Here is a 21,616-nt window from a genome sequence, read left to right as displayed (position 1 = left end):
ACGCCGTTTACGGAAAACAGCGTTCGGAGGTTCGGAGTTGGATTTGGATATAGTTATTTTTTTCTAACTACTATTTTTGTAATAATCATCGGCTTGCCAGTAATAATTGAATTTTGGCAAGCAATCTCTGCCGCATTTATCGCCGATATTAAATAAATATCTGTTATACCATTTGTTTGTATTGTTAATCTTTTTAAATATTCCGTTTCCCCGTATTCTTTTACCGTATCACAAGTTTGCATTTTTTCTGATTCGTTTCCAGGCGCAACTCCATATGCATCATAATATACTTTATACGCCCCGTGGTCTTTAGTAAATAAAACACTGAACAACAGTTTTTCTTCATTTTCCCAAGCTAATAAAATATTGCATTGTAGGGAAACTAATATTGCCGCAACTAAAAAAATAACATTTTTTTTCATTTTTTCTCCCCTTTTTATATGGTTTTTTATTGCGAATTAAGAAAGAGCAATAAATTAATATATCATATTATTATTATTATGTCAAGTATTAAAAATTTACAAAATAAAAAAGTTGCTATTTTAGGGCTAGGATTAGAGAATTTAGCTTTGGTTAAATATTTATTGAAACATAAAGTAAAATGCGAGATTACGGTTTGCGATGCGCGGGAAGATGTAAAAGCGAAGAACCCCTGGATTCCCGCCTGCCTACCGGACAGGCAGGCTTTCGCGGGAATGACAAAAGTAAGATGGCAATTAGGCAAAGGTTATGATAAGAATTTAAATAAGTTTGATATTTTATTTCGGTCGCCGGGCTGGCCCATGGATTGTCCGGGGATTGTGGGAGCAAAAAACACAACCCCCCCAGCCCCCCTTGTCAGGGCGGTATTAACCAGCCCGATGAAGTTGTTTTTTGATTTATGTCCAACAAAAAATATTATCGGCGTTACCGGCACCAAAGGCAAAGGCACGACCGCCAGCTTGATTTATGAAATATTAAAAACCGCCGGCAAGCGAGCATGGCTCGGCGGCAATATCGGCGTGGCGCCATTCGAGTTTATTGATAAAATTAGAAAAACTGATTGGGTGGTTTTGGAATTATCATCTTTTCAGCTTGAAGACATGACCGTTAGTCCGCGTATTGCCGTAATTACTAATTTTTATAGCGAACATTTAGCGCCGGCTGATCCAAATAACCCTAACTTCCATAAGACATTAGATGATTATAAAAAAGCTAAATGGAATATTGTCAGGTGGCAAAAGAAAAATGATTATTCAATTTTCAATTTTCCCTGCACAAGGCAGGACAAGCAATTTTCAATTTTCAAAAAAATTCCAATTTCCAATTACAAAGTGAGGAGTAAAAAGATTTATTTTAATAAATCAGAATTGCCGTCAAAATTAATCGGCGAGCATAACAAAGAAAATATTGCGGCCGCGGTTGAAGTAGCGAAGATTATCGGCATTAAATCTGAAGATGTAAAAAAAGCCGTGGCGAATTTTAAAGGGCTGGAGCATCGGCTTGAATTGGCGCGAGCATATCAGGGCGTTAAATATTATGACGATAGTTTTGCCACTACTCCGGAATCAACTATAATAGCTTTAAAATCATTTAGCGCGCCGATTATTTTACTTTTAGGCGGCGCTGATAAAAAAGCTGATTTTAGTCAGTTAGCTAAAGAAGTAAAAAAACGCTGCAAGTTTGTTATTTTATTAAATGGTCAAGCTACGCCGAGAATAAAACAAGAGCTAAAAAAATTTGGATTTAATGAAAATAAAATGAAATTAATAAATAATATTAAAGGCGCGGTAGCCATAGCGCGCCAGCAAACCGATAGAGGCGATATAGTTTTATTATCAACCGCTTGCGCCAGCTTCGGTATGTTTAAAAATTATAAAGAGAGAGGTGATTTGTTCAAGGCTGAAGTCGGAAAAATAAAATAAAGCCACGATGGCTTTATTTAGTAAAGCTTTAAAATTTATTTTTGGTTAGCTAAAATTTTATTCGCTAACGCCTTCTTCCCCTGATTCTTCCTGGAGCGGGCTTAGCTGCAAGGGCTGCAGAGTAACAATTTCCAGCTCGGTGCCGCAGTTTAAGCAGCTGACTAAATCTTTCTCCGATGATTCTTCTTCAATAATAATATCGCTTGAGCAGACCGGACATTGAGTTGTTTGCATAAGTTGAACTTGCTTTTTAATAGTTATTAACCTATTATAATATTAGCAAAATTTAACCAAGATTACAAATTTATAAGAATATGATAATTTTTCTCTACGGCCAGGATAATTTCAGAAGCCGTTTAAAATTAAACGAACTGAAAGATAAATATTTGCGCGAGGTTGATAAATTAGGCAGCGGGCTTAATGTTATTAACGGCGCTAAGGCGACCTTCTCCGAAATTACGGCGGCTGTTAGCCCGTCATCGCTGTTATCTAAAAAGCGCTTAATTATTATTGAGGATGTTTTTATTAATAAAGATAAGCTGATTTTTGAAAATCTTAGCGAGTATTTTAAAAATAAAAAATTAGCCGATAATATTATTATTGTTTGGGAGCAAAACATTAAAACCAAGAAATTTAAGAATGCGCTTTCGCCCATGATGCTAGACTCTAGCGGCAAAGAGAAGCCATTAAATAAAAAACAAGTCGAGCTGTTTAAATTTTTATCCAGCCAAAAATACGCTTATAGTTTTAATTTATTAAGTAATACCGAATCGGCTGAATGGGTAAAAAAAGAGACGATTAAGCGCGGCGGTAAAATCAGCCTTAAGGCCGCCGAAATGCTAGTCGGGTTAGTCGGCTCGGACGGCTGGCAGATTAATAATGAGTTGGATAAATTATTAAGCTATAAAGCGGCCGGCAAGCTGACTCCGGGCGGCGTTAACATAGAAATGGAAGATGTTAAAAATTTAGTTCGCGGAAATTTCAGCGAAAATATTTTTGCTTTAACCGACGCTCTAAGCGTAAAAAACAAAGCTTTAGCCGTTAAGCTTTTAGATGAGCAGATTGAGGCCGGTTTAAGCGACGGCTATCTGTTAAATATGTTTGTCAGGCAATTTAGGATTTTACTCTCCATAAAGCAAGCGCTCGAATCAGGTTTAAGCCAGCGCCAGATCGCCAACCAGCTAAAAATTCATCCTTTTGTCGCGCAAAAAGGCGTAGAGCAGGCGCGCTATTTTACTTTGCCTGTTTTAAAAAGCATTCTAAGCCGGCTGGCGCGGATTGATTATGAAGTAAAATCCGGCCAAAGCAGTTATCTGGCCGGATTGAATATGCTGATAGCGAAGTTGTAAATTTTACCCAACATCATTAAGATATACAAAAACCCCTGTTTAAAGGGGTTATGTATTACTATATATAGCTAGAGATTCCAAAGAACGATGCAAAACAAAAAACTGTAATATTATTATAAACTATAATATATTTACAGTTTTTTGTTTTACAGGCTTATTTAAAAGCTTGGTTTAATTTTTTGCTTAATCTTGATTTTTTGCGGTTGCTGGCGTTTTTTTTAATGACGCCTTTGCCGGCCGCTTTATCTAAAGCGCGTAAAGTTTTCATTACCAATTCTTTGGCGCTTGAATCTTTAGCTTCAATCGCCCGGCGGCTTTTTTTAATTAAGTCTTTTAAATTATTTTCAGTTTTAGAATTGCGCTGTCGGCGATTAATTGATTTGCGCAGCTCTTTTTTGGCAGAAGCTGAATTAGGCATAAGATATAATTATTAATTTTTAATTTCTTAATTTTAAATAAAATATTTCGTGAGGCTTAATCATATTAGCATAGGCTCTTTTATTATTCAAGGGCTTTATTATGGTTTATCTTTCGCCAAAAAATCAGAGCGGAAGATAAAATAAGCAAGATTATAACAAGCAGGCTGGCCAGCTGTGGAAAACGCAGGCCGAAAATCATCGGCGTAGCGTCCAGGCGGATGAATTCCAGGCTAAAGCGCAGGCAGGAATAAAGAAACAGATATAAAGTAAAAAGTATAAAGTAAAAAGTATTATTAATTTTATTTTTTTTAATAAATAAGTAATGTAGAGTAAATAAAAATAAAAAAATCAAGAGATTGCCGAGGCTTTCATACAAAAAAGTCGGGTGAAAATATTCATAATTAGCGTATAGCCAGGGCCGGTTTATCGGGCTTATCGGTATGCCATAAGGCAGATTAGTCGGCAGGCCGAAAAGCTCTTGGTTAAAATAATTGCCCCAGCGGCCGATGGCCTGACCCAAGGGCAGGCTCGCGCTTATAATGCCGGCCAGTTGCCAGAAATCAAGGCTATGTTTTTTTACGAACAGCCAGAGAGAAACCAGGCCGCCGATCAAGGCGCCATGGATAGCCAGCCCGCCCTGCCAGATTTTTAGCATGGCTAAAGGGTTAGCCAGGTAATAAGGCAATTCTAAAAATATTTCATAAACGCGCGCGCCGGCCAGGCCGCCGATGATCAGCCAAAAGGCCAAATCCAATATAAGATCGCTTTTAATATTATAAAGTTTCGCCAAGTAAAGGCAAACCGCCAGAGAAGATAAAATTCCGCAAACAATAAAAAGGCCGTACCAATAAATATTAATCGGGCCGATAGTGGCGAGGATGGGGGAGGGGTTGAAAGTATGGAGGAAATTGAACATAGTTATATTAATTACTTTTTAGGCAGTTAATGTTAAGTTATTTTTAGTATTTTATTTGCCAATTACGACGGTTGCGGCGCTTCGCTAGGACTTACTTTTTATAACTAAAAAGTAAGCAAAAAGTTTTGGGGCGTCTCAATGCGCTATCGCGCTGATTAATCTTCGGCGCGCTCGCCTTGGCGCTTACTTCGCCGCCCCAAACCCCATAGCGATTTATAAGTATTTTATAATTTCATTTTCTCTTTTTAAAACATTTTAGTCAAATTTTAGGTTGGTTTATAAAAAAATAGGGCCGTGCTGTAAAAAAATAGCACGACCCGTAAAAAGGGGAAGGTTAATGCGAAATAGCCTTCCCTTGGTAATTTTTTATAACACTGGTTATCGTCACGATGACGATACCAGCGACGATAAGACCTCCCCCAAAGAGGTGTTCCCCTTCAGGGTAGGTGCCATATTTATTGAATATTTCAACTAGCTGGCATAAATGCCAGCAACCTATGCCGGATACCGCCAAGCCTAAAATCGTGAATATCAAGTACATTATTTTTCCCTCCCTTTCTTGTCGTTATAAAATATCAAAATAGCAGTTATGATTGCTGCTATTATAATTATAATCTGCCGCTTGAAATCAATAACACAAAATTCTGGCATATACCCCTCCCTATTTTAGGTTTAAATTTTATTACCCCGAAACTGCGGATGATGCAAAAATCCCCCTAGCCCCCTTTGTTAAAGGGGGTAAAATAACAGCAATTTTAGGGTAATAAAATTATTTTAAAGGTGCGAAATTATTTTTAAACTATATCATACTTTCATTTTTTTGTCAATGATTATAAAAGGAATTAGGCTAATATTAAGTAAAAAATATAGATAGTTGCTATAATAGCATTTATTATATAGAAAAGTTTTATTAGTTTAATTTTTTTCTGGATCCCCGCTTTCGCGGGGATGACAAAAAATGTTTAAGTAAAAAATAAAGACGGTTATTATAACCGTCTTTATTATATAGTAATGTAGTAATGGATTCCGGCTCGGAGGCCGGAATGACAAAATTATTTGTTAAGTTTTTTTTCAGTCTCTAATATGGCCAGAGTGGTTTTTATAACTGTGTCCGGATTAAGCGAGATGCTGTCTATGCCGCATTCAACCAGGAATTGGGCGAAGTCGGGAAAGTCCGAAGGCGCTTGGCCGCAGATGCCGACTTTGGTTTTGGTTTTTTTAGCGGCTGATATCAAACTTTTTATTAAATCTTTAACCGATTGGTTTTTTTCATTGGAAGCACCGGCGACATTTAAAATGCCGGAGTCGCGGTCTATGCCCAGGGTTAATTGGGTCAGATCGTTTGAACCGATAGAAAAGCCGTCAAAAACAGCGGCGAATTGCTCGGCCAAAATAATGTTAGTCGGGATTTCGGCCATAACGTAAATTTCCAGGCCGTCAACATGCTGTTTCAAGCCGTTTTTCGCCATGATCTCAATAACTTTTTTGCCTTCTTCAACGGTGCGGCAGAAAGGCACCATAACCTTTAAGTTTTTTAATCCCATTTCATCGCGGACTTTTTTAAGCGCCAGGCATTCCAGCACGAAGGCCGGCTGATATTTCGGATCATAATAACGCGAAGCGCCGCGCCAGCCGATCATCGGGTTGGCTTCAACCGGCTCATATTCGACGCCGCCGATTAAATTAGCGTATTCGTTGGTTTTAAAATCCGATAAGCGGATAATAACATCTTTCGGGTAAAAGGCGGCGGTAAGCATGGCTATGCCCTGGGCCAGCTTATCAATATAATACTGTTTTTTATCTTCATAGCCGGCGGTTAATTCGTCAATTTTCTTTTTGGCCTTTTTATCTTTTAGCTTAGGGTAATTTATCAAAGCTAAAGGATGAATTTTAATTTGGTCGTTGACGATGAATTCTTCGCGCGCCAGCCCGACGCCGTCATTGGGAATAAATGATGATAAGAAAGCGATATCCGGCGAGCCGATATTCATCATGATTTTTGTTTTCGGCTTGCCTAGATTTTTAATGCTGGTTTTATTTATTTTGAACGGCAGTTTGCCGTCATAAACAAAGCCTAGATCGCCTTCGGCGCAACTTACGGTTATGGCCTGCCCGGTTTTAATTTTTCTAGAAACGTCGCCGGTGCCGACAACGCAGGGAATGCCTAATTCGCGGGAGACGATAGCCGCGTGGCAGGTGCGGCCGCCTTTATCCGTAACGATGGCCGAGGCGATTTTCATAATCGGCTCCCAATCCGGGTCGGTCATGTCGGTAACCAGAACTTCGCCCGGCTTGAATTTCGCGATAGAAGAGATATCCATAATCCGGTTGGCGATGCCGGCGCCGATGCGGTTGCCCACGCTTTTACCGGCAGATAATATTTTACTTTTCTTTTCTAAAACATATTCTTCAATCACGCTTAAATCGCGGACCGAATGGATAGTTTCCGGGCGCGCCTGGATGATATATAGCTGGTTTTCCTTGCCGTCCAAAGCCCATTCTATGTCCATGGGCCGGCCATAATGCTTTTCAATCCGCATAGCCCAATCGGCCAGTTGCAGAACCTGCGCGTCGGTAATTGATTGCTGGCGTTGCCGGTCGGCCGGAACTTTAACGTCTTTAACCGGGCGCTTAGGGTTAGAGTTATAAATCATTTTGATTTTTTTGGTTGAGATGGAGCGGGAGATAATGGTTTTAGTGGGTTTAAAAATATAAAATTCATCCGGATCAACTTTGCCCTGCACGATATTTTCGCCCAGGCCGTAGATTGAACTGACTAAGACTACGTTATTAAAGCCGGATTCGGTATCAATAGTAAAAGTTACGCCCGAGGCGGCTAAATCCGAACGGATCATTTTTTGCACGCCAACGGATAAAGCGATTTTAAAATGGTCAAAGCCTTTATCCACTCTGTAGGATATGGCGCGGTTGGTAAAGAGCGAAGCCAGGCATTTTTTAACCGCTAAGAGCAGTTCGGCTTCGCCGGAAATATTTAAAAAAGTTTCCTGCTGGCCGGCGAACGACGCGTCCGGCAAATCTTCGGCCGTGGCGCTGGAGCGGACCGCTACATGCAAATTAGCGGTTTTGTAAAATTGGGATAATTTTTTATAAGCTAGAATAATATCTCGGCTTAAATCTTCGGGGAAAGCCGTAGCGATGATTAATTTTCTGACTGCGGCGCCGCGCTTAGCCAAATCGGTTACGTTATGAGTATTTAAGCCGTCCAGAGTTTTTTTAATATTTTCTTTAAGATGAGTTTGCTCTAAAAGATAATTATAAGCTTCAGCCGTAGTGGCAAAGCCGTTAGGCACTTTTATGCCTTGGCCGGCTAAATTTTTGTACATTTCGCCGAGCGAGGCGTTTTTACCACCGACTTCCGGCACATCTTTAATAGTGGTTTCTTCAAAGAATTTAATGAATTGCGGCATACTTTAGATTTAAAATTTTAAATTAGCAAAAAAGCCGAAAACAAGGCTGTTTATCGCCAATTGCCAATTTTATGAATAATTATAGATTAATTTTTTTACTGAATTCGTAGATATAAGGTACTTTCCACCAAGCTCCTTCCAGGCACTTTAAAATGCCCATAATCGAGATAACGATAATCGCTAAGCCGATTAGCCAGCCGATTAGCGGAAACCAGGAAACAAAACTTAGAACGAACAGAATCAGACCTTGTTTGGCGTGAAATTGAGAGAATTTTGAGCGTTTTTTTCCTAGGAGCGGGATTAAAAACAGGATCCAAACATAAGACAAAGCCGCTACGGTTTTATTTTTTTCAATATCCGGGTCGGCCGCTCGATTAGGCATTGTTTCATTGACCATAGTTTTGTATGTTTAGTTAATTATATTATAATGATAGCATAATTTTTGGTATAATGAAATTAGGATTGACAAAAGCTAAAAAATAATTAAAAATGAAACATTACGCAGGCGTGGCGGAATTGGTATACGCGCTAGCCTTAGGAGCTAGTGGAGCAATCCATGAGAGTTCAAATCTCTCCGCCTGCACCAGTTGAAATTTGTTGTTAGCCATTACATCGTTAACCATTTAACCGTCGTTCTTTTTTAAAGGAAAAAGAGGAGGGAAAATGCAAAAATTTTTTATTTATTTGCGTAACGGTAAACCGTGTAAATCAAAAAAATGTAAAACTTGCAAAGGTAAAGGTGGTGTAAGGAGGAAGAAGCGTCGTCAAAAGAATGGAGTGCCGCTATATTTATAAAAGAGCGGAGTTGTATTAACTTATATCACGAGAATTATTTTCAGCCCCGACAATAAACGGGGGCTTTATTTTGACTTTTTCCTGAATTATGTTAAGATAGTCAGTTCTATTCGAACATTAAAAAAGGGCTTATATAATAAGTATTATATTTACCATTCATAAAGAAGGGAGGTGAAAAATTTGCATAAGCGAGTTGATTATTTAATGATTTCTGGAAGCTATGTACCAAGGTTTTTCGGTCTGCACCCCGGGCTTGCGCGCAAGCAGAGAAAAAACTCTGGTCGTTTATTTAGCGCGTATTCAGCGGAAAGCGTCAGTTTAAAGAAATTTTTTTCTCCGCTTCATCCGGAGATTTATTTGATCCCCGGCGATATGTTCGGCGAGGTTAGAGACGAATTTGGCGAAAATATCGGGTTTGAGCGCATGAATTTTCCTTTTAGTTCATACGATTTCTTCATAGATGAGGATGCTAAAGGGGCGTTTGAGTATATCAAGCATTCGCCATTATTTTTTCGTTTGGGGCAGATACCGCAGCTTTGCTATTTAGTGCCTCCGCGGCAGACCACGAGCAGAAGAAACGAAAATATCTGGTATTTAGCGCCGTTATTTCCTCATACTCGCTGGCTGCACTCGCTTCTTACCGGGATATTGGCTGAATTGATTTTAGCTCGTAATGGATTTTCAGCTAAAGAGAGAGCGCCATTTGTTTTAGCGGCTGCTTTCCACGACATCGCTATGCCAGCAGGAGGGGATTCTATCGTTAGGATTGATAAAAAAAATCTGCATGAAGAAAATAATTTTCTTTGGGTTCTTAGGCGGGAGGGAGTATTAGAAGAACTAGAAAAAAAGTTTAATTTTGACGCAGTTAAAGCAGAGCGTTGGATTCGCGGGCAGGAAATGCCGGGCAAGTTGATAGATATCGCTGACAAAATGTCATATGTGGCCATGGACTGTTATTATGTCGGCTTAAACCAAAAAGGCATGATTCGCAAGTTTTGCCAAAAAAATCCTTTAGTCATGGACGTATGGCAGGATGTTAGGATAGATAAAAAGAGCCAGCAAATCTATTTTGAAAGCGCGGAAAGATTATATCGTTTTTTGCTGTTGCGTGCTTATGAACACAGCGAATTTCTTCTTAATCCTTATTCCAGGTCAATGGATTTTTATTTAACTAAAATGACTAAGGTTTTGTATAATAAGGGATTGATAAGCCGCGAGGATTTGCTTATTTATGGTAATTCTTGGCTGGAGGGAAAGTTGCAGCAGATATTTCCCGGTAATTTTAAAACAATAATTTGCCCGGACGAACTTCGCTGGAGAAAATTTTCAACCGAAAATGAGCAACTGGTTTTTGCCAAAAGAATCGGCAGCAGACTTGATCATTTGGATAATATTAAAGGTTTTAATCCAGGGCTGGATTGGCTGGTTAAATCCGGCGGCGAGATAACGCCGTTAATTAATACTTTAAAGCCAAGCCAAGTTGAGAAAATGCGAAAAATCGTTGCCTCAACTAAGGGTTACTATGTTTATTATAACCCAGACGGGTAAAAAGAATAAACGGTCAAGCAGAAAATCGCTGGCCGTTTTTTATTTTTTATTTTTTTATGCTAAAATAAAACTATCTCAATAAGTTTAACCGCTTATTATGAAAAAGCAAGGAGGATATATAGTTGTTTTTATCCTAGCGCTTATCGGCGCGGGATTTTTTTATGGGCAAAAAACTCGGGCCAGTCAAAATATTTTAATCAGCGAAATCCAAATTTATCCGACCGAAAGCCGATTTATAGAGCTTTACAACCCCAATAGCTTGCCGGTAGATTTAACAAATTGGTATTTACAGAGAAAAACCCAGAGCGGCGCCAGCTTCAGCTCGTTAATTTCCAAAACTTATTTTTCCGGGAAAATAATCGGCGCCAATAGTTATTTTTTAATTTCCCGGAGCTCTTTAGACGGCAGTGATATTGTTTTAAGCGGCTTAACTCTTAGCGAGGCAAATATAATTCAGCTTAAAGACGCTAACGGCGATGTCGTCAATAAAGTCGGCTGGGGCGATGCTAATGACTGCCAGGGCGCTTGTGCCTTAACTCCGGCGGAAAGTCAAAGCCTTGGAAGAAAGCTGGAAAATAGTATTTTTATTGATACGGGCGATAATGCTAATGATTTTGCGATTAATAGCTGCCCGAGCCCTAAAGCGCAATCAGCCGTTTGCCAAACTACCGGCGATAATCAGCCGGGCGATGGGAATAATCCCGCCACTTCAACGCCGCCGGCGATAATAGATAATGAAACCGCGGCCACTTCAACCGCCTCGACTTCGCCGCAGTTTAGCAAGGTTAATTTCGGCGATGTTTTAATAAATGAGTTGGTGTCTGATCCGGCGGATAATGAAAACGAGTGGATTGAGATATATAATAAAACTTACCGCGAAATTGATCTAACCGGCTGGTGGATTGAAGAGGGCGGTAAGGCGAAAACTATTTTAAGCGGCAAGCTAGGCGCCAGCGGAGCCGGTCGCTATAAAATAATTGATAAACCGGTCGGCAGCTTAAATAATGGCGGCGATATAGTAATTTTATATGACGCGAGCGGAAGAATTATTGACCAGGTTGCTTACGGCGGCTGGGACGACGGCGATATCGGGAATAACGCGGCCGCGGCCAGCGACCCTTTAAGCTTAGCCAGGAAATTTGACGGCTATAATACTTATAATAATTTAAATGATTTCGCTATAACTTCAACGCCGACTAAAGGCGCCGGCAATATTATTAAAATTGAAGATGAAGTAAGTTCGGAAGCTAAGGCTAAATTTGATTTTTCAAGCGATATTTTTATTTCCGAAATATTGCCTAACCCGGACGGCGATGACGCTAAATTAGAATTTATGGAAATATATAACGCGGGCAAGCGGGAAGTTAATTTAACCGGCTGGAGTTTAAGCAATGAAGATAATAAAAAAGTTAATTTGGAAAAAATCGCCACCAGCACGATTATCAGGGCCGGAGAATATCTGGTTTTTTTCAGGCCGCGCTCTAAAATAGTTTTGCATAATGACCAGGGGCAAATAAAATTATTTCAGCCCTTGGCCGATAAGCCGTTTATAATCGTGGATTATAAAAATACTAAAGAAGGTTGGAGCTATAATCTGGCTGATTTTAAAATAAAAGATGAATGGGTTTGGAGCGAAACTATAACGCCGGGCGCGATGAATGTATTTAAAGCAATTAATCATCTGCCGGAAGTTGAATTCAGTTTTTCCAAAGAAGTTTTAGCCGGCCGGCCGGTAATTTTTGACAGTTCTGACGCTAATGATCAGGACGGCGATAAATTAAAATTCAGCTGGGACTTCGGTGACGGCTTTAAAAATGATTTAGCCAATCCGGAGCATACATATTTAAAAGTCGGAGTTTATAAAATTAGTTTAGAGGTTAGCGACGGACAAGGCACGACTACCAAGGAGAAGAGCATAAAAGTGTTTGACAGTTTTGAGGGAATTAGTGATGTTAGTGAGATTGATTTAAATGTTGAAATCCCCATTAATTCCCCTTTACCAAGGGGAGCGGTGATCAACGAAATTTTTCCCAATCCGGCCGGCGCGGATACGGGCGAGGAATGGCTGGAATTAAAAAATCAAAGCGCGGAGCAAATAAATTTATTAAATTGGCGGGTGGAAAACAGCAATGGCAAATATAAATTTAATAACGTGGAGCTGCTCGACGCCGGCATTTTTTATGTTTTGGATAATAGTGTAAGCCGGCTGGCATTTAAAAATACTGACGATACTATTAGATTATATAACGATCTTGATGAATTGGTTGACCAGGTTGAATACGCCGGCGCGGTTCAAGGCGAAGCTTACGCCCGCGGCGCCAACGGCAATTGGTTCTGGACGACTAGATTGACGCCGGCGGAAGAAAATATTATCAGTTTGGCCGGCAGTAAAAGCGAAATAATAACTAAAGTATCCGCGGCCGCCGGCGCTGACGGTTATATTGAAACTACGCTGGAAAAAGTTAAAGAGCTGGATATCGGCAGTCTGGTTAAAGTCAAAGGCACGGTAGCGGTTGAACCCGGCATCTTAGGCGTACAGATATTTTATATTGTCGGCTCGCCCGGCATGCAAATTTATAATTATAAAAAAGATTTTCCGGTTTTGCGTGTCGGCGACTATATTGAAGTGACCGGCGAATTAGCGCAGACACAAGGCGAATTCAGGATAAAAACCAAAGATAAAAACGATATTAAAATAGCCGGCAGCAAACAAACACCGCAGGCCTTAGCCGTTAAGAGCGATGAAGTCAGCGAAGAAAACATCGGCCAGCTTATAACCATCACCGGCGAAATTACGGATAAAAAAAGTTCTTCGCTTTATGTTGATGACGGCAGTGATGAAACCTTTGTTTATATCAAGCAAAATACCGGCATCAGCGCTAAAAGTTTAGTAGCCGGGCAAAAGGTTGCGGTAACCGGCATTTTAAGCAAAACCCAAACCGGCCTTAGATTGCTGCCGCGCTATCAGGAAGATATTGTTTTAATCAATTCGGCGGACGGGCTAGAGCCCCAAGTTTTAGGCGAGACAGTAGAAGCCGAAGAATGGAATTTAGCCGAGCGAGATAAAAAATTGGAATTGTTTAAGTATTTATTGATTATCGCCGGGGGTGTTATAATAGCCTTAGGCATTTTATTTATAAAAAGCAAAAGAAAAAGTTAAAATTATTTGCGGAGTTTATAATATTTATGAGCATATTAATTTGGCTTTTAATTTTAAAAATAGTCTTAGCGCTTGTCGCGGCCGGCAGTTTTGTTTTTTTCTTTTTTGCCGTTTGCTCAATTTACACCAATCTAACCACCGGTATTCCTTGGGCGAAAATCCCCAAAGAAAATATTGATAAAATTTTTAAAGAAATTGATTTGCCGAAAAATTCATTAATTTATGATTTAGGCGCGGGCGACGGCCGGGTAATACTAGCGGCGGAAAAGTTTGGTTTTAGGGCGCGAGGGTTTGAGCTGTCGCTTTATCCTTATTTAGAGGCTTTATGGCAAATATCAGTTAGCCACAGCCGAGCCGAGGTTAAGCGGCGAGATTTTTATAAGGAAAATTTAAACCAAGCCGACGCGGTATTTATTTTTTTGACCGGCAAAGCGCTAATTAGGCTGGAGGGTAAATTAAAGCGTGAATTAAAGCAGGGCGCTACCGTAATATCTTATGGTTTTGCTTTGCCCGGCTGGCAGCCGCAAAAAACAATTTTTACCAATCCCAGTTTAACTTATGTTTATAGAATATAAACCATCCGGGCGCGGGTTTGACATTAGGCAAACTTTTGTTTAATATTTAAATAATTCAAGCGGTCTTTTTAAATTAATGATTTTAATCTTATAAACAGAAGAGGGAGGGGACATGAAAAAAAAATCTTCAAAAAGTATAGCCGATTCGGTTATTGAGTATTATCGGGGGAGTATTTTTAGTGGTGAGTTGGAAGGTGAAGTTATGTTAACTGAATTTATGGGTATTAATAAAAATCAATGGAATACTCTTGGCGTACCAGTTATTAAAGCCGATCTGGGAATAAGGTATAATTTAGACGTCTCGGTAGAGGCGTTAAATAAATGTAAGACTTTTGATAACTTGATTTCCGCAATTGAAGAAGCACGCCATCAGACACTTTCAGGGCCGAGACAGAGTATATTAAATGGTATGATAGCTTGAGAGTTTAAATAAAAAAAGTGTTAACCCACCTCGGCCAACGGGGTGGTTTTTTTATTGGAAAAAATTTGGTATAATAAAGAAATGGATTCCCGCCTACGCGGGAATGACAAAAAAGATTGCCGCGCCTCGCCGGCGCGGGGCTTATAATGACAAAAATGGCCAGACGCAGAAGAAAATTAAATTCGCTGGATTATATAAGACTGCCCAAAGTTGATTTAGACCCTGACATGAAAAGGGGTATTTTTATTATTCTAATTTTAGCTTTTGGCGCCATTAGCCTTTTAAGCCTATTCGGCTTGGCCGAGGGCTTAGGCAGATATTTAGAGCAAGGCATAATCTTTTTATTCGGCTGGGGCAAATGGCTGTTTCCCTTAACCGTGCTGGCGATTGGATTTTTAATGTATAATCGGGACAAGGAATGGTTCAGAGGCGCTAATTATTTAGGCTTGTTTATTTTTCTCATTTTTTTCAGCGCTTTGCTCCATATCCTGGTAGGCGAAGAAAATTGGCAGACGGCGATTGAAGCGGGCGCGGGCGGCGGCTATATCGGCTATGGCATAATGTCCATTTTTACAAAAATCATGGGTTTTTGGGCCAGTTTAATCGCGGTGGTCTGCTTGATTTTGATTTCTTTAATGCTGATGCTTAACGCCACTTTAGAATCTTTAATCGGCAGAGAAAGCTGGTTCGTTAAAATATTTTATCCGGTTAATTTTATTTTTAATAAAATTTTTGGCGGCAGTCGAGAGACTGAAGCTGAATCCGAGGCAGAAGTTGAATTTGACGAGGCCGAAGAACCCTCCTTCGCTGAAGCTTCGGAGGGCGAGGGAGAAGATGATGGTGAAGCGAGCGAAAACATGCCGGGTTTTTATAAGCGTAAAATTAAAAATGAGCAGGACGAGGCTAATAATGCGGCTAAAGAAGTAAAAAATAGCGGCTGGAAGCAAACCCATGTGAAAATTGACTTGCCGATGGATTTATTAAATGCTAAAATCGGCAAACCGACTTCAGGCGATATTAAAAATAACATGCTGATTATTCAAAGGACTTTGGAAAATTTCGGCATTCCGGTGGAAATGGGAGAAGTTAATGTCGGGCCGACCGTTACCCAGTATACCTTAAAGCCGGCTGAAGGCATAAAATTAACCAAAATTACCACTTTAAGCAATGACCTAGCTTTGTCTTTGGCCGCGCACCCGATTAGGATTGAAGCGCCGATTCCGGGCAAGTCTTTAGTCGGAGTTGAAGTGCCTAACCAAACTAAAGCTATCGTCGGATTGCGGGAAGTTTTAGCCGGCGAGATGTTTAAAAACAGAAAAACTAATATTATGGTTGCTTTAGGCAAAGACGTTTCTGGTAAAGTTTGGCTTGATGATTTATCTAAAATGCCGCATTTGCTCGTGGCCGGCGCCACTAATTCCGGAAAATCAGTCTGCCTGAACGCGATTATCGTAAGTTTGTTATATCAAAATAACCCGGATGATCTGCGCTTTATCATGGTTGATCCCAAGCGCGTTGAGCTGCCGGCTTATAACGGCGTACCGCATCTTCTAACTCCGGTCATTACCGATGTCAGCAAAACCATTAATGCTTTAAAATGGTGCTTGAATGAAATGGATCGGCGGTTTGAAACTTTAGCCAAAGCCGGCAAAAAAAATATCGCCAGCTATAATGAAATGGGCAAGGAAAAAATGCCGTTTATTATTTTTATCATAGACGAATTGGCTGACTTAATGGTGGCGGCGGGTAAAGACGTGGAAGCCAGCATCATCAGGCTGGCGCAGATGGCCAGGGCCGTAGGCATTCATTTGGTTTTGGCTACGCAACGGCCGAGCGTTGACGTTATCACCGGCTTGATTAAAGCCAATATGCCGGCGCGCATCGCTTTCTCCGTGGCTTCAGGCATAGATTCGCGCACGATTTTAGATTCCTTAGGCGCGGAAAAATTACTCGGCCGGGGCGATATGCTTTTCACTACGGCGGAATTTTCCAAACCTAAAAGGCTGCAAGGCGCTTTTGTCAGCGATAATGAAATCAAAAGGATTATTTATTACATTAAAGACCGCAGCGGCGAGCCGCAATATATTGAAGGCATAACTGACCGGCAAAAAGTTAAAGGCGTGGCCGGAGTCGGCTTAGGCAACGGCGGTGAGGATTCGGATGAATTGTTAGAAGAAGCCAAAGAATTAATTATTAATTCAGGTAAAGCCTCGGCTTCATACCTGCAGCGCCGGTTAAGCATCGGCTACGCGCGCGCGGCCAGACTTTTGGATTTACTGGAAGAAGCCGGGGTAATCAGCGCCGGCAACGGCGCTAAGCCGCGGGAAATCTTGATAACGCGCGAACAGTATGATAGTATGATAAATCAAGGAACTAGCGGAGTATCTTTACATAAACAGGAAGAGGCGGTGGCTCCGGATGAATATTTGCCCGAAGACGAGGAAGAAGATGTTGAGGCTGAAGTTGAAGCTGAAGATGATGAGGCCGGAGAAGAGCCTGATGATGAGGCGGCGGAGTTAATGGAAGATCCGACGAAGACAGCCGGAGCTAAGGCATTAAATAAAGATGATGATGAGGGAAAATATTTTTCAAGATAAAAATTAAATTATCAATTACCAATGACCAATTTTCCCTGCCTGCCGGCAGGCAGGAATGAATTTTCAATTAATTAATTAATTATCAATTGAAAATTTAAAAATTGTTTGAAAATTGAGAATTGAGAATTGAAAATTATTACTTATGTACATAACTTGGCTGGGACAATCATGTTTTAAATTTCAGGATAAAATCGGACCGGACGGCGTAACTTTAATTACCGATCCGTTTGCCGCCGATGTTGGCTTAAAAGTGCCTCATTTTGAAGCTGATATCGTTACCGTCAGCCACGGCCATCATGACCATAATAATACGGGCGCTATCCGCGGCAATCCGTTTATTATTGATACGGCTGGAGAATATGAAATAAAAGGAGTGTTTGTTGAAGGCGTAGAAAGCGCTCATGACGAGAAAAACGGCAGCGAGCGCGGAGAAAATATTATTTACCGCATTGAGATAGAAGATATTTCCATTACTCACCTAGGTGACTTAGGCCATGTTTTAGAAACTAAACAATTGGAAAAACTGGAAGGCACCGATATATTGTTAATTCCGGTGGGCGGGAAATATACGATTAACGCGGCTAAAGCGGTTGAAGTTATATCGCAAATAGAGCCGAGAATTGTTATACCCATGCATTATAAAGTGCCCGGCCTTAAAGTTGATATTGACGGCGTGGAAAAATTTATCAAAGAATTGGGCATTAAGCCGAGGAATGAAGAAAAGTTAAAAATTTCCAAAAAAGATTTGCCGCAGGAAGATATGGAATTGGTAGTGTTGAGTATGTAGAATAATATATTTTAAAAAATACTCAGCGTTCAATTAGACGCTGAGTATTTTTTATTATAAAAAACTATAATTTAAATTACTTGCGTGTTTACGCTTCGCTTGAACTTACTTTTTACCACGCCCGCAACGCTTCGCCACGCCCGCTAACGCCTAAGCGCAGCGATGGCGGGCAAGGCTTGCGAGGCGGGCGGGTAACTAAAAAGTAAGCAAACCTGCCTGCCGGCAGGTAGGAAGTTTTGGGGCGCCTCAACCTGCCTGCCTGCCGGCAGGTGCGCTATCGCATTGATTTAACTTTAAACACTCACGCCTTGGCGCTTAGTTCGGCGCCCCAAACCCCTCGGTGATTTTATAATGATAAATTTATTTAATATTAGCTATAAAATCTATAATAATATTTTATTATTTTTTATAATAAGAATGTTTACATATTCAACTTTTTTTGCTACAATTTAAGTAGTTTTGCACTCTTAAGAGGGTGGTTTTTAAGTGTTATTTTATGGCAAAAAGGAGGCAAAAAAAGCTGGAAGTTAGGGTTGAAAAAAAGAAAAAAACCGATAAGGCTGACGGCCATGTTATTTCAGAAAAGAAAACCGACGAAGAGATAGAGAAAGAAAAAATTTTATTAATGCGGGTGGGCGTGGCTTGCGTTATGGTAGTTTTTTTTGTGGCCTGGATTTTTAATTTAAAATATCAGTTTAAAATCAACTCAAATAATAATAACAAGAGTTCGTTTAACTGGGAGCAAACTAAAGCTGAATTGGATAAGGCTATGGATCAGGTAAAACAGGGCATTAGTGAAATTAAAAAAATTCAAGCGGCCAAGGAGCAAGAAGCTTCGCCTAATGAGCCGGAGTTAACGAGCGAACAGATAAATTTATTAAAAATAAAATTAATGAATGAGGCGGCGACAGGCACGATGGCGACAAGTACAATTAAATAATTTCTGGATTCCCGCCTGCCTGCCGGACAGGCAAGCCTACGCGGGAATGACAATTAGAATATTATGCCGAAAAAAATAGTGAAAAAAATTAAAAAAGCCGAAGAACCGAAAAAGCCCTCCTCCGCTAAAGCTACGGCGGGTAAAAAGGCTGAAATCAAGAAAGATAAGCCCGAAGAAATTAAAATAAAAGTTGTAAAATCTCCCGAACCCCCTTTGCTAAAGGGGGATAGTGAAACCGTGGAATCGGAAGCAAAAAACGGAGTTGGTTCAATCGCTAATTTAACAATTACCAAAAGAGAAAAAACTCTTTATGGCATTGTTGAGCCTCAGCCGATAAACGACGAAATGCGCAAGTCGTATTTGGATTACGCCATGAGCGTAATTGTTTCGCGCGCTTTGCCTGACGTGCGCGACGGCCTTAAACCGGTGCATCGCAAAATTTTGTATGCGATGTGGAATGTCGGCTTGCGAGCGGGCGGAAAATTTCGTAAATCAGCCACAGTCGTCGGCGAAGTTTTAGGCAAATACCATCCGCATGGCGACACCGCGGCTTATGAGTCTATGGTGCGTATGGCGCAGGATTTTTCCATGCGCTACCCCTTGGTTCGCGGCCAAGGTAATTTCGGATCTATGGACGGCGACCGCGCCGCGGCCATGCGTTATACCGAGGCTAAATTATCCGCCATTTCCGAAGAAATGCTGTTTGATATTGACAAAAATACCGTTAATTTTGTGCCAACCTATGATGGGTCGCATCAGGAACCCAGTGTTCTGCCGGCGAAGCTACCTAATTTGCTATTAAACGGCACTATGGGCATAGCCGTGGGCATGGCGACCAATATCCCGCCTCATAATTTAAGGGAGTTAATCGATGCGATTGTTCATTTAATCAGCAACCCTGAAGCCACAGTAGAAGATTTAATGCAGTTCGTTAAAGGACCTGATTTTCCGACCGGCGGCGTGATTTATAATCAAAAAGATATTTTACAAGCTTACGCTACCGGCAAGGGCGGCATTGTCATGCGCGGCGTAGCCGAGGTAGTGGAAAATAAAAGCGGCCTGTTTCAAATTATAATTTCAGAGATACCTTACCAGATTAATAAAGCCACTTTGGTGGAAAAAATCGCCGAATTGGTAAAAGACAAAAAAATTGAAGGCATAAAAGATTTGCGCGACGAATCGGATAAAGACGGCGTGCGCGTTGTAGTGGACTTGAAGAAAGACGCTTATCCCAAAAAGATTTTAAACAGCTTGTTTAAGATGACCCAGCTGCAAGAAACTTTTCATGTTAATATGCTGGCTTTGGTTGACGGCATCCAGCCCAAGGTTTTGACTTTAAAAATGGTTTTGGAAGAATATGTCAAGCATCGCACCGAAGTTGTTAAGCGCCGCACGCAATTTGATTTGGATAAAGCGCGTGAGCGAGCCCATATCTTAGAAGGTTTAATGATTGCTTTAAACAATATTGACGCGGTGATAAAAATCATTAAAGCTTCGCGCGACAAAGAAATAGCTAAAGTAAATTTAATGAAGAAGTTTAAGCTGTCCGAGCGCCAGACCATAGCGATTTTAGATATGAAGTTATCGACTTTGGCCAACTTAGAAAGATTAAAAATAGAAAATGAATTGAAAGAGAAGCGAACTTTAATTAAAGAGCTTGAATCAATTTTAAAATCAACGCTTAAGATCAAAGATATTATTAAGAAAGAAATTAAAGACCTAGCGGAAAAGTTCGGCGATGACCGCAAGACTAAAGTCATGCCCCATGGCGTTAAGGAATTTTCCACCGAAGATTTAGTGCCGAACGAAGAAGCCGTGGTCATGATGACGCGGGACGGCTATATTAAGCGCACTACGCCCGATACTTTTAAAGTGCAGGGCCGCGGCGGCAAAGGCGTTATCGGCCTAACCACCAAAGAAGAGGATATGGTGGAATTCATGTTTACCACTTTAACTCATAATGATTTGTTGTTTTTTACTACTAAAGGCCGAGTTTTTCAGCTTAAAGCTTATGAAATACCTCAAGCGCAGAGGACGGCTAAAGGCACGCCGATCGTTAATTTTTTGCAGCTCGCGAGTGGAGAAAAAATTACTTCGGTTTTACCTTTGGATAAATTAGCCAAAAGCAAATATTTATTTTTCGCCACGGAAAAAGGCTTGGTTAAAAAAGTTGAGATTGACGCTTTCTCCAATGTCAGGCGTTCCGGACTGATTGCCATTAAAATAAAGGAAGATGATTCATTGATTTGGGCTAAGCCGACCGATGGCAACGATCATATTGAACTAGTCACGGCCCAAGGCCAGGCTATTAGATTTAAAGAAAGCGACGTCCGCGACATGGGGCGCAACGCCGCCGGGGTGCGCGGCATTAGGTTAAAAAAGAAAGAAGACACGGTTGTCGGCATGGGCATTATTAAGAACGACAAAGAAAAAATTAAAAAATATCAGCTTTTAGCTATTTCCGAACATGGCTTTGGCAAGCGCACGCCGATCGGTTTGTATAAAGTCCAGGGTCGGGGCGGTTCAGGTATTAAAACCGCCAAAGTAACTTCTAAAACCGGAAAATTAATCAGCGCTTTTGTGGTTAACGCCGAGGCTATGGCGGATAAAGATATGATTATTATTTCGGAAAAAGGGCAAGTTATAAGATTAACGTTTAAAACCGTCAGCCAATTGGGCCGCGATACGCAGGGCGTCAGATTAATGAGATTTAAGGAAGATTCGGATAAAGTGGCTTGCGTGACCTGGGTATAAAATGCGGTTTGGGAAAATTGTTT

Annotated in this window: 16 protein-coding genes and 1 tRNA gene; 11 read left to right on the top strand and 6 right to left on the bottom strand. The window is 40.7% G+C overall.

Annotated elements, in window-relative coordinates:
• Window positions 1–53: 53 nt before the first annotated feature.
• Window positions 54–422: a hypothetical protein gene (locus tag WC639_01460; protein ID MFA6306460.1), complete on the bottom strand. Its 369-nt coding sequence runs from the start codon at window positions 420–422 to the stop codon at window positions 54–56.
• Window positions 423–500: 78 nt separating this feature from the next.
• Here WC639_01460 and murD point away from each other — a divergent pair, with 78 nt between their 5' ends.
• A complete protein-coding gene (gene murD / locus WC639_01455; protein ID MFA6306459.1) occupies window positions 501–1,904 on the top strand; it encodes a UDP-N-acetylmuramoyl-L-alanine--D-glutamate ligase in 1,404 nt (467 codons plus the stop codon).
• 57 nt (window positions 1,905–1,961) lie between these two features.
• Here murD and WC639_01450 read toward each other — a convergent pair whose 3' ends face one another.
• Window positions 1,962–2,138 (bottom strand): lysine biosynthesis protein LysW, encoded by a 177-nt coding sequence (locus WC639_01450; GenBank protein ID MFA6306458.1) that lies wholly within the window; start codon window positions 2,136–2,138, stop codon window positions 1,962–1,964.
• Between the two features lie 80 nt (window positions 2,139–2,218).
• On the opposite strand from WC639_01450, the gene holA reads away from it, so the two are divergent.
• A complete protein-coding gene (holA, locus tag WC639_01445; protein ID MFA6306457.1) occupies window positions 2,219–3,253 on the top strand; it encodes a DNA polymerase III subunit delta in 1,035 nt (344 codons plus the stop codon).
• A gap of 154 nt (window positions 3,254–3,407) precedes the next feature.
• On the opposite strand, the gene rpsT is transcribed toward holA, so the two are convergent.
• The 4 genes from rpsT to WC639_01425 form a co-directional block, all read right to left on the bottom strand.
• Entirely contained in the window at window positions 3,408–3,671 is a 264-nt protein-coding gene (gene rpsT / locus WC639_01440) for a 30S ribosomal protein S20 (GenBank protein MFA6306456.1), read from the bottom strand.
• An 83-nt stretch (window positions 3,672–3,754) separates the two neighbouring features.
• The gene (gene lgt, locus WC639_01435) at window positions 3,755–4,588 is read right to left on the bottom strand and encodes a prolipoprotein diacylglyceryl transferase (protein ID MFA6306455.1); all 834 of its coding nucleotides are present in this window, start codon (window positions 4,586–4,588) and stop codon (window positions 3,755–3,757) included.
• Window positions 4,589–5,640: 1,052 nt separating this feature from the next.
• A complete protein-coding gene (ppsA, locus tag WC639_01430; GenBank protein ID MFA6306454.1) occupies window positions 5,641–8,016 on the bottom strand; it encodes a phosphoenolpyruvate synthase in 2,376 nt (791 codons plus the stop codon).
• A gap of 79 nt (window positions 8,017–8,095) precedes the next feature.
• Entirely contained in the window at window positions 8,096–8,413 is a 318-nt protein-coding gene (locus WC639_01425) for a hypothetical protein (protein MFA6306453.1), read from the bottom strand.
• 104 nt (window positions 8,414–8,517) lie between these two features.
• Between WC639_01425 and WC639_01420 the strand changes: the two genes are divergently transcribed.
• From WC639_01420 to gyrA, 9 genes are all read left to right on the top strand, one after another.
• Window positions 8,518–8,602 (top strand) — tRNA-Leu (locus WC639_01420).
• A gap of 380 nt (window positions 8,603–8,982) precedes the next feature.
• Window positions 8,983–10,359, top strand: coding sequence for an HD domain-containing protein (locus tag WC639_01415; protein MFA6306452.1), 1,377 nt, complete (start codon window positions 8,983–8,985; stop codon window positions 10,357–10,359).
• Between the two features lie 97 nt (window positions 10,360–10,456).
• On the top strand, window positions 10,457–13,519 hold the full coding sequence (locus tag WC639_01410) for a lamin tail domain-containing protein (protein MFA6306451.1): 3,063 nt from the start codon (window positions 10,457–10,459) through the stop codon (window positions 13,517–13,519).
• A gap of 26 nt (window positions 13,520–13,545) precedes the next feature.
• On the top strand, window positions 13,546–14,094 hold the full coding sequence (locus WC639_01405; GenBank protein ID MFA6306450.1) for a hypothetical protein: 549 nt from the start codon (window positions 13,546–13,548) through the stop codon (window positions 14,092–14,094).
• 112 nt (window positions 14,095–14,206) lie between these two features.
• Entirely contained in the window at window positions 14,207–14,515 is a 309-nt protein-coding gene (locus WC639_01400) for a hypothetical protein (protein ID MFA6306449.1), read from the top strand.
• A 146-nt stretch (window positions 14,516–14,661) separates the two neighbouring features.
• Window positions 14,662–17,112 (top strand): DNA translocase FtsK 4TM domain-containing protein, encoded by a 2,451-nt coding sequence (locus WC639_01395; protein ID MFA6306448.1) that lies wholly within the window; start codon window positions 14,662–14,664, stop codon window positions 17,110–17,112.
• A gap of 142 nt (window positions 17,113–17,254) precedes the next feature.
• On the top strand, window positions 17,255–17,899 hold the full coding sequence (locus tag WC639_01390) for an MBL fold metallo-hydrolase (GenBank protein ID MFA6306447.1): 645 nt from the start codon (window positions 17,255–17,257) through the stop codon (window positions 17,897–17,899).
• A gap of 496 nt (window positions 17,900–18,395) precedes the next feature.
• Window positions 18,396–18,839 carry a hypothetical protein gene (locus tag WC639_01385; GenBank protein ID MFA6306446.1) on the top strand — a complete coding sequence of 148 codons (444 nt, stop codon included), beginning with the start codon at window positions 18,396–18,398 and terminating at the stop codon, window positions 18,837–18,839.
• Between the two features lie 63 nt (window positions 18,840–18,902).
• Window positions 18,903–21,593, top strand: coding sequence for a DNA gyrase subunit A (gene gyrA, locus WC639_01380; protein ID MFA6306445.1), 2,691 nt, complete (start codon window positions 18,903–18,905; stop codon window positions 21,591–21,593).
• Window positions 21,594–21,616 lie beyond the last annotated feature (23 nt).

Source organism: Patescibacteria group bacterium, from assembly GCA_041662965.1.
Lineage (GTDB): Bacteria > Patescibacteriota > Patescibacteriia > Patescibacteriales > GWC2-42-12 > JACPHD01.
The sequence above is the reverse complement of the archived record's forward strand: the minus strand, read 5'-3'. Positions and strand labels throughout refer to the sequence as shown.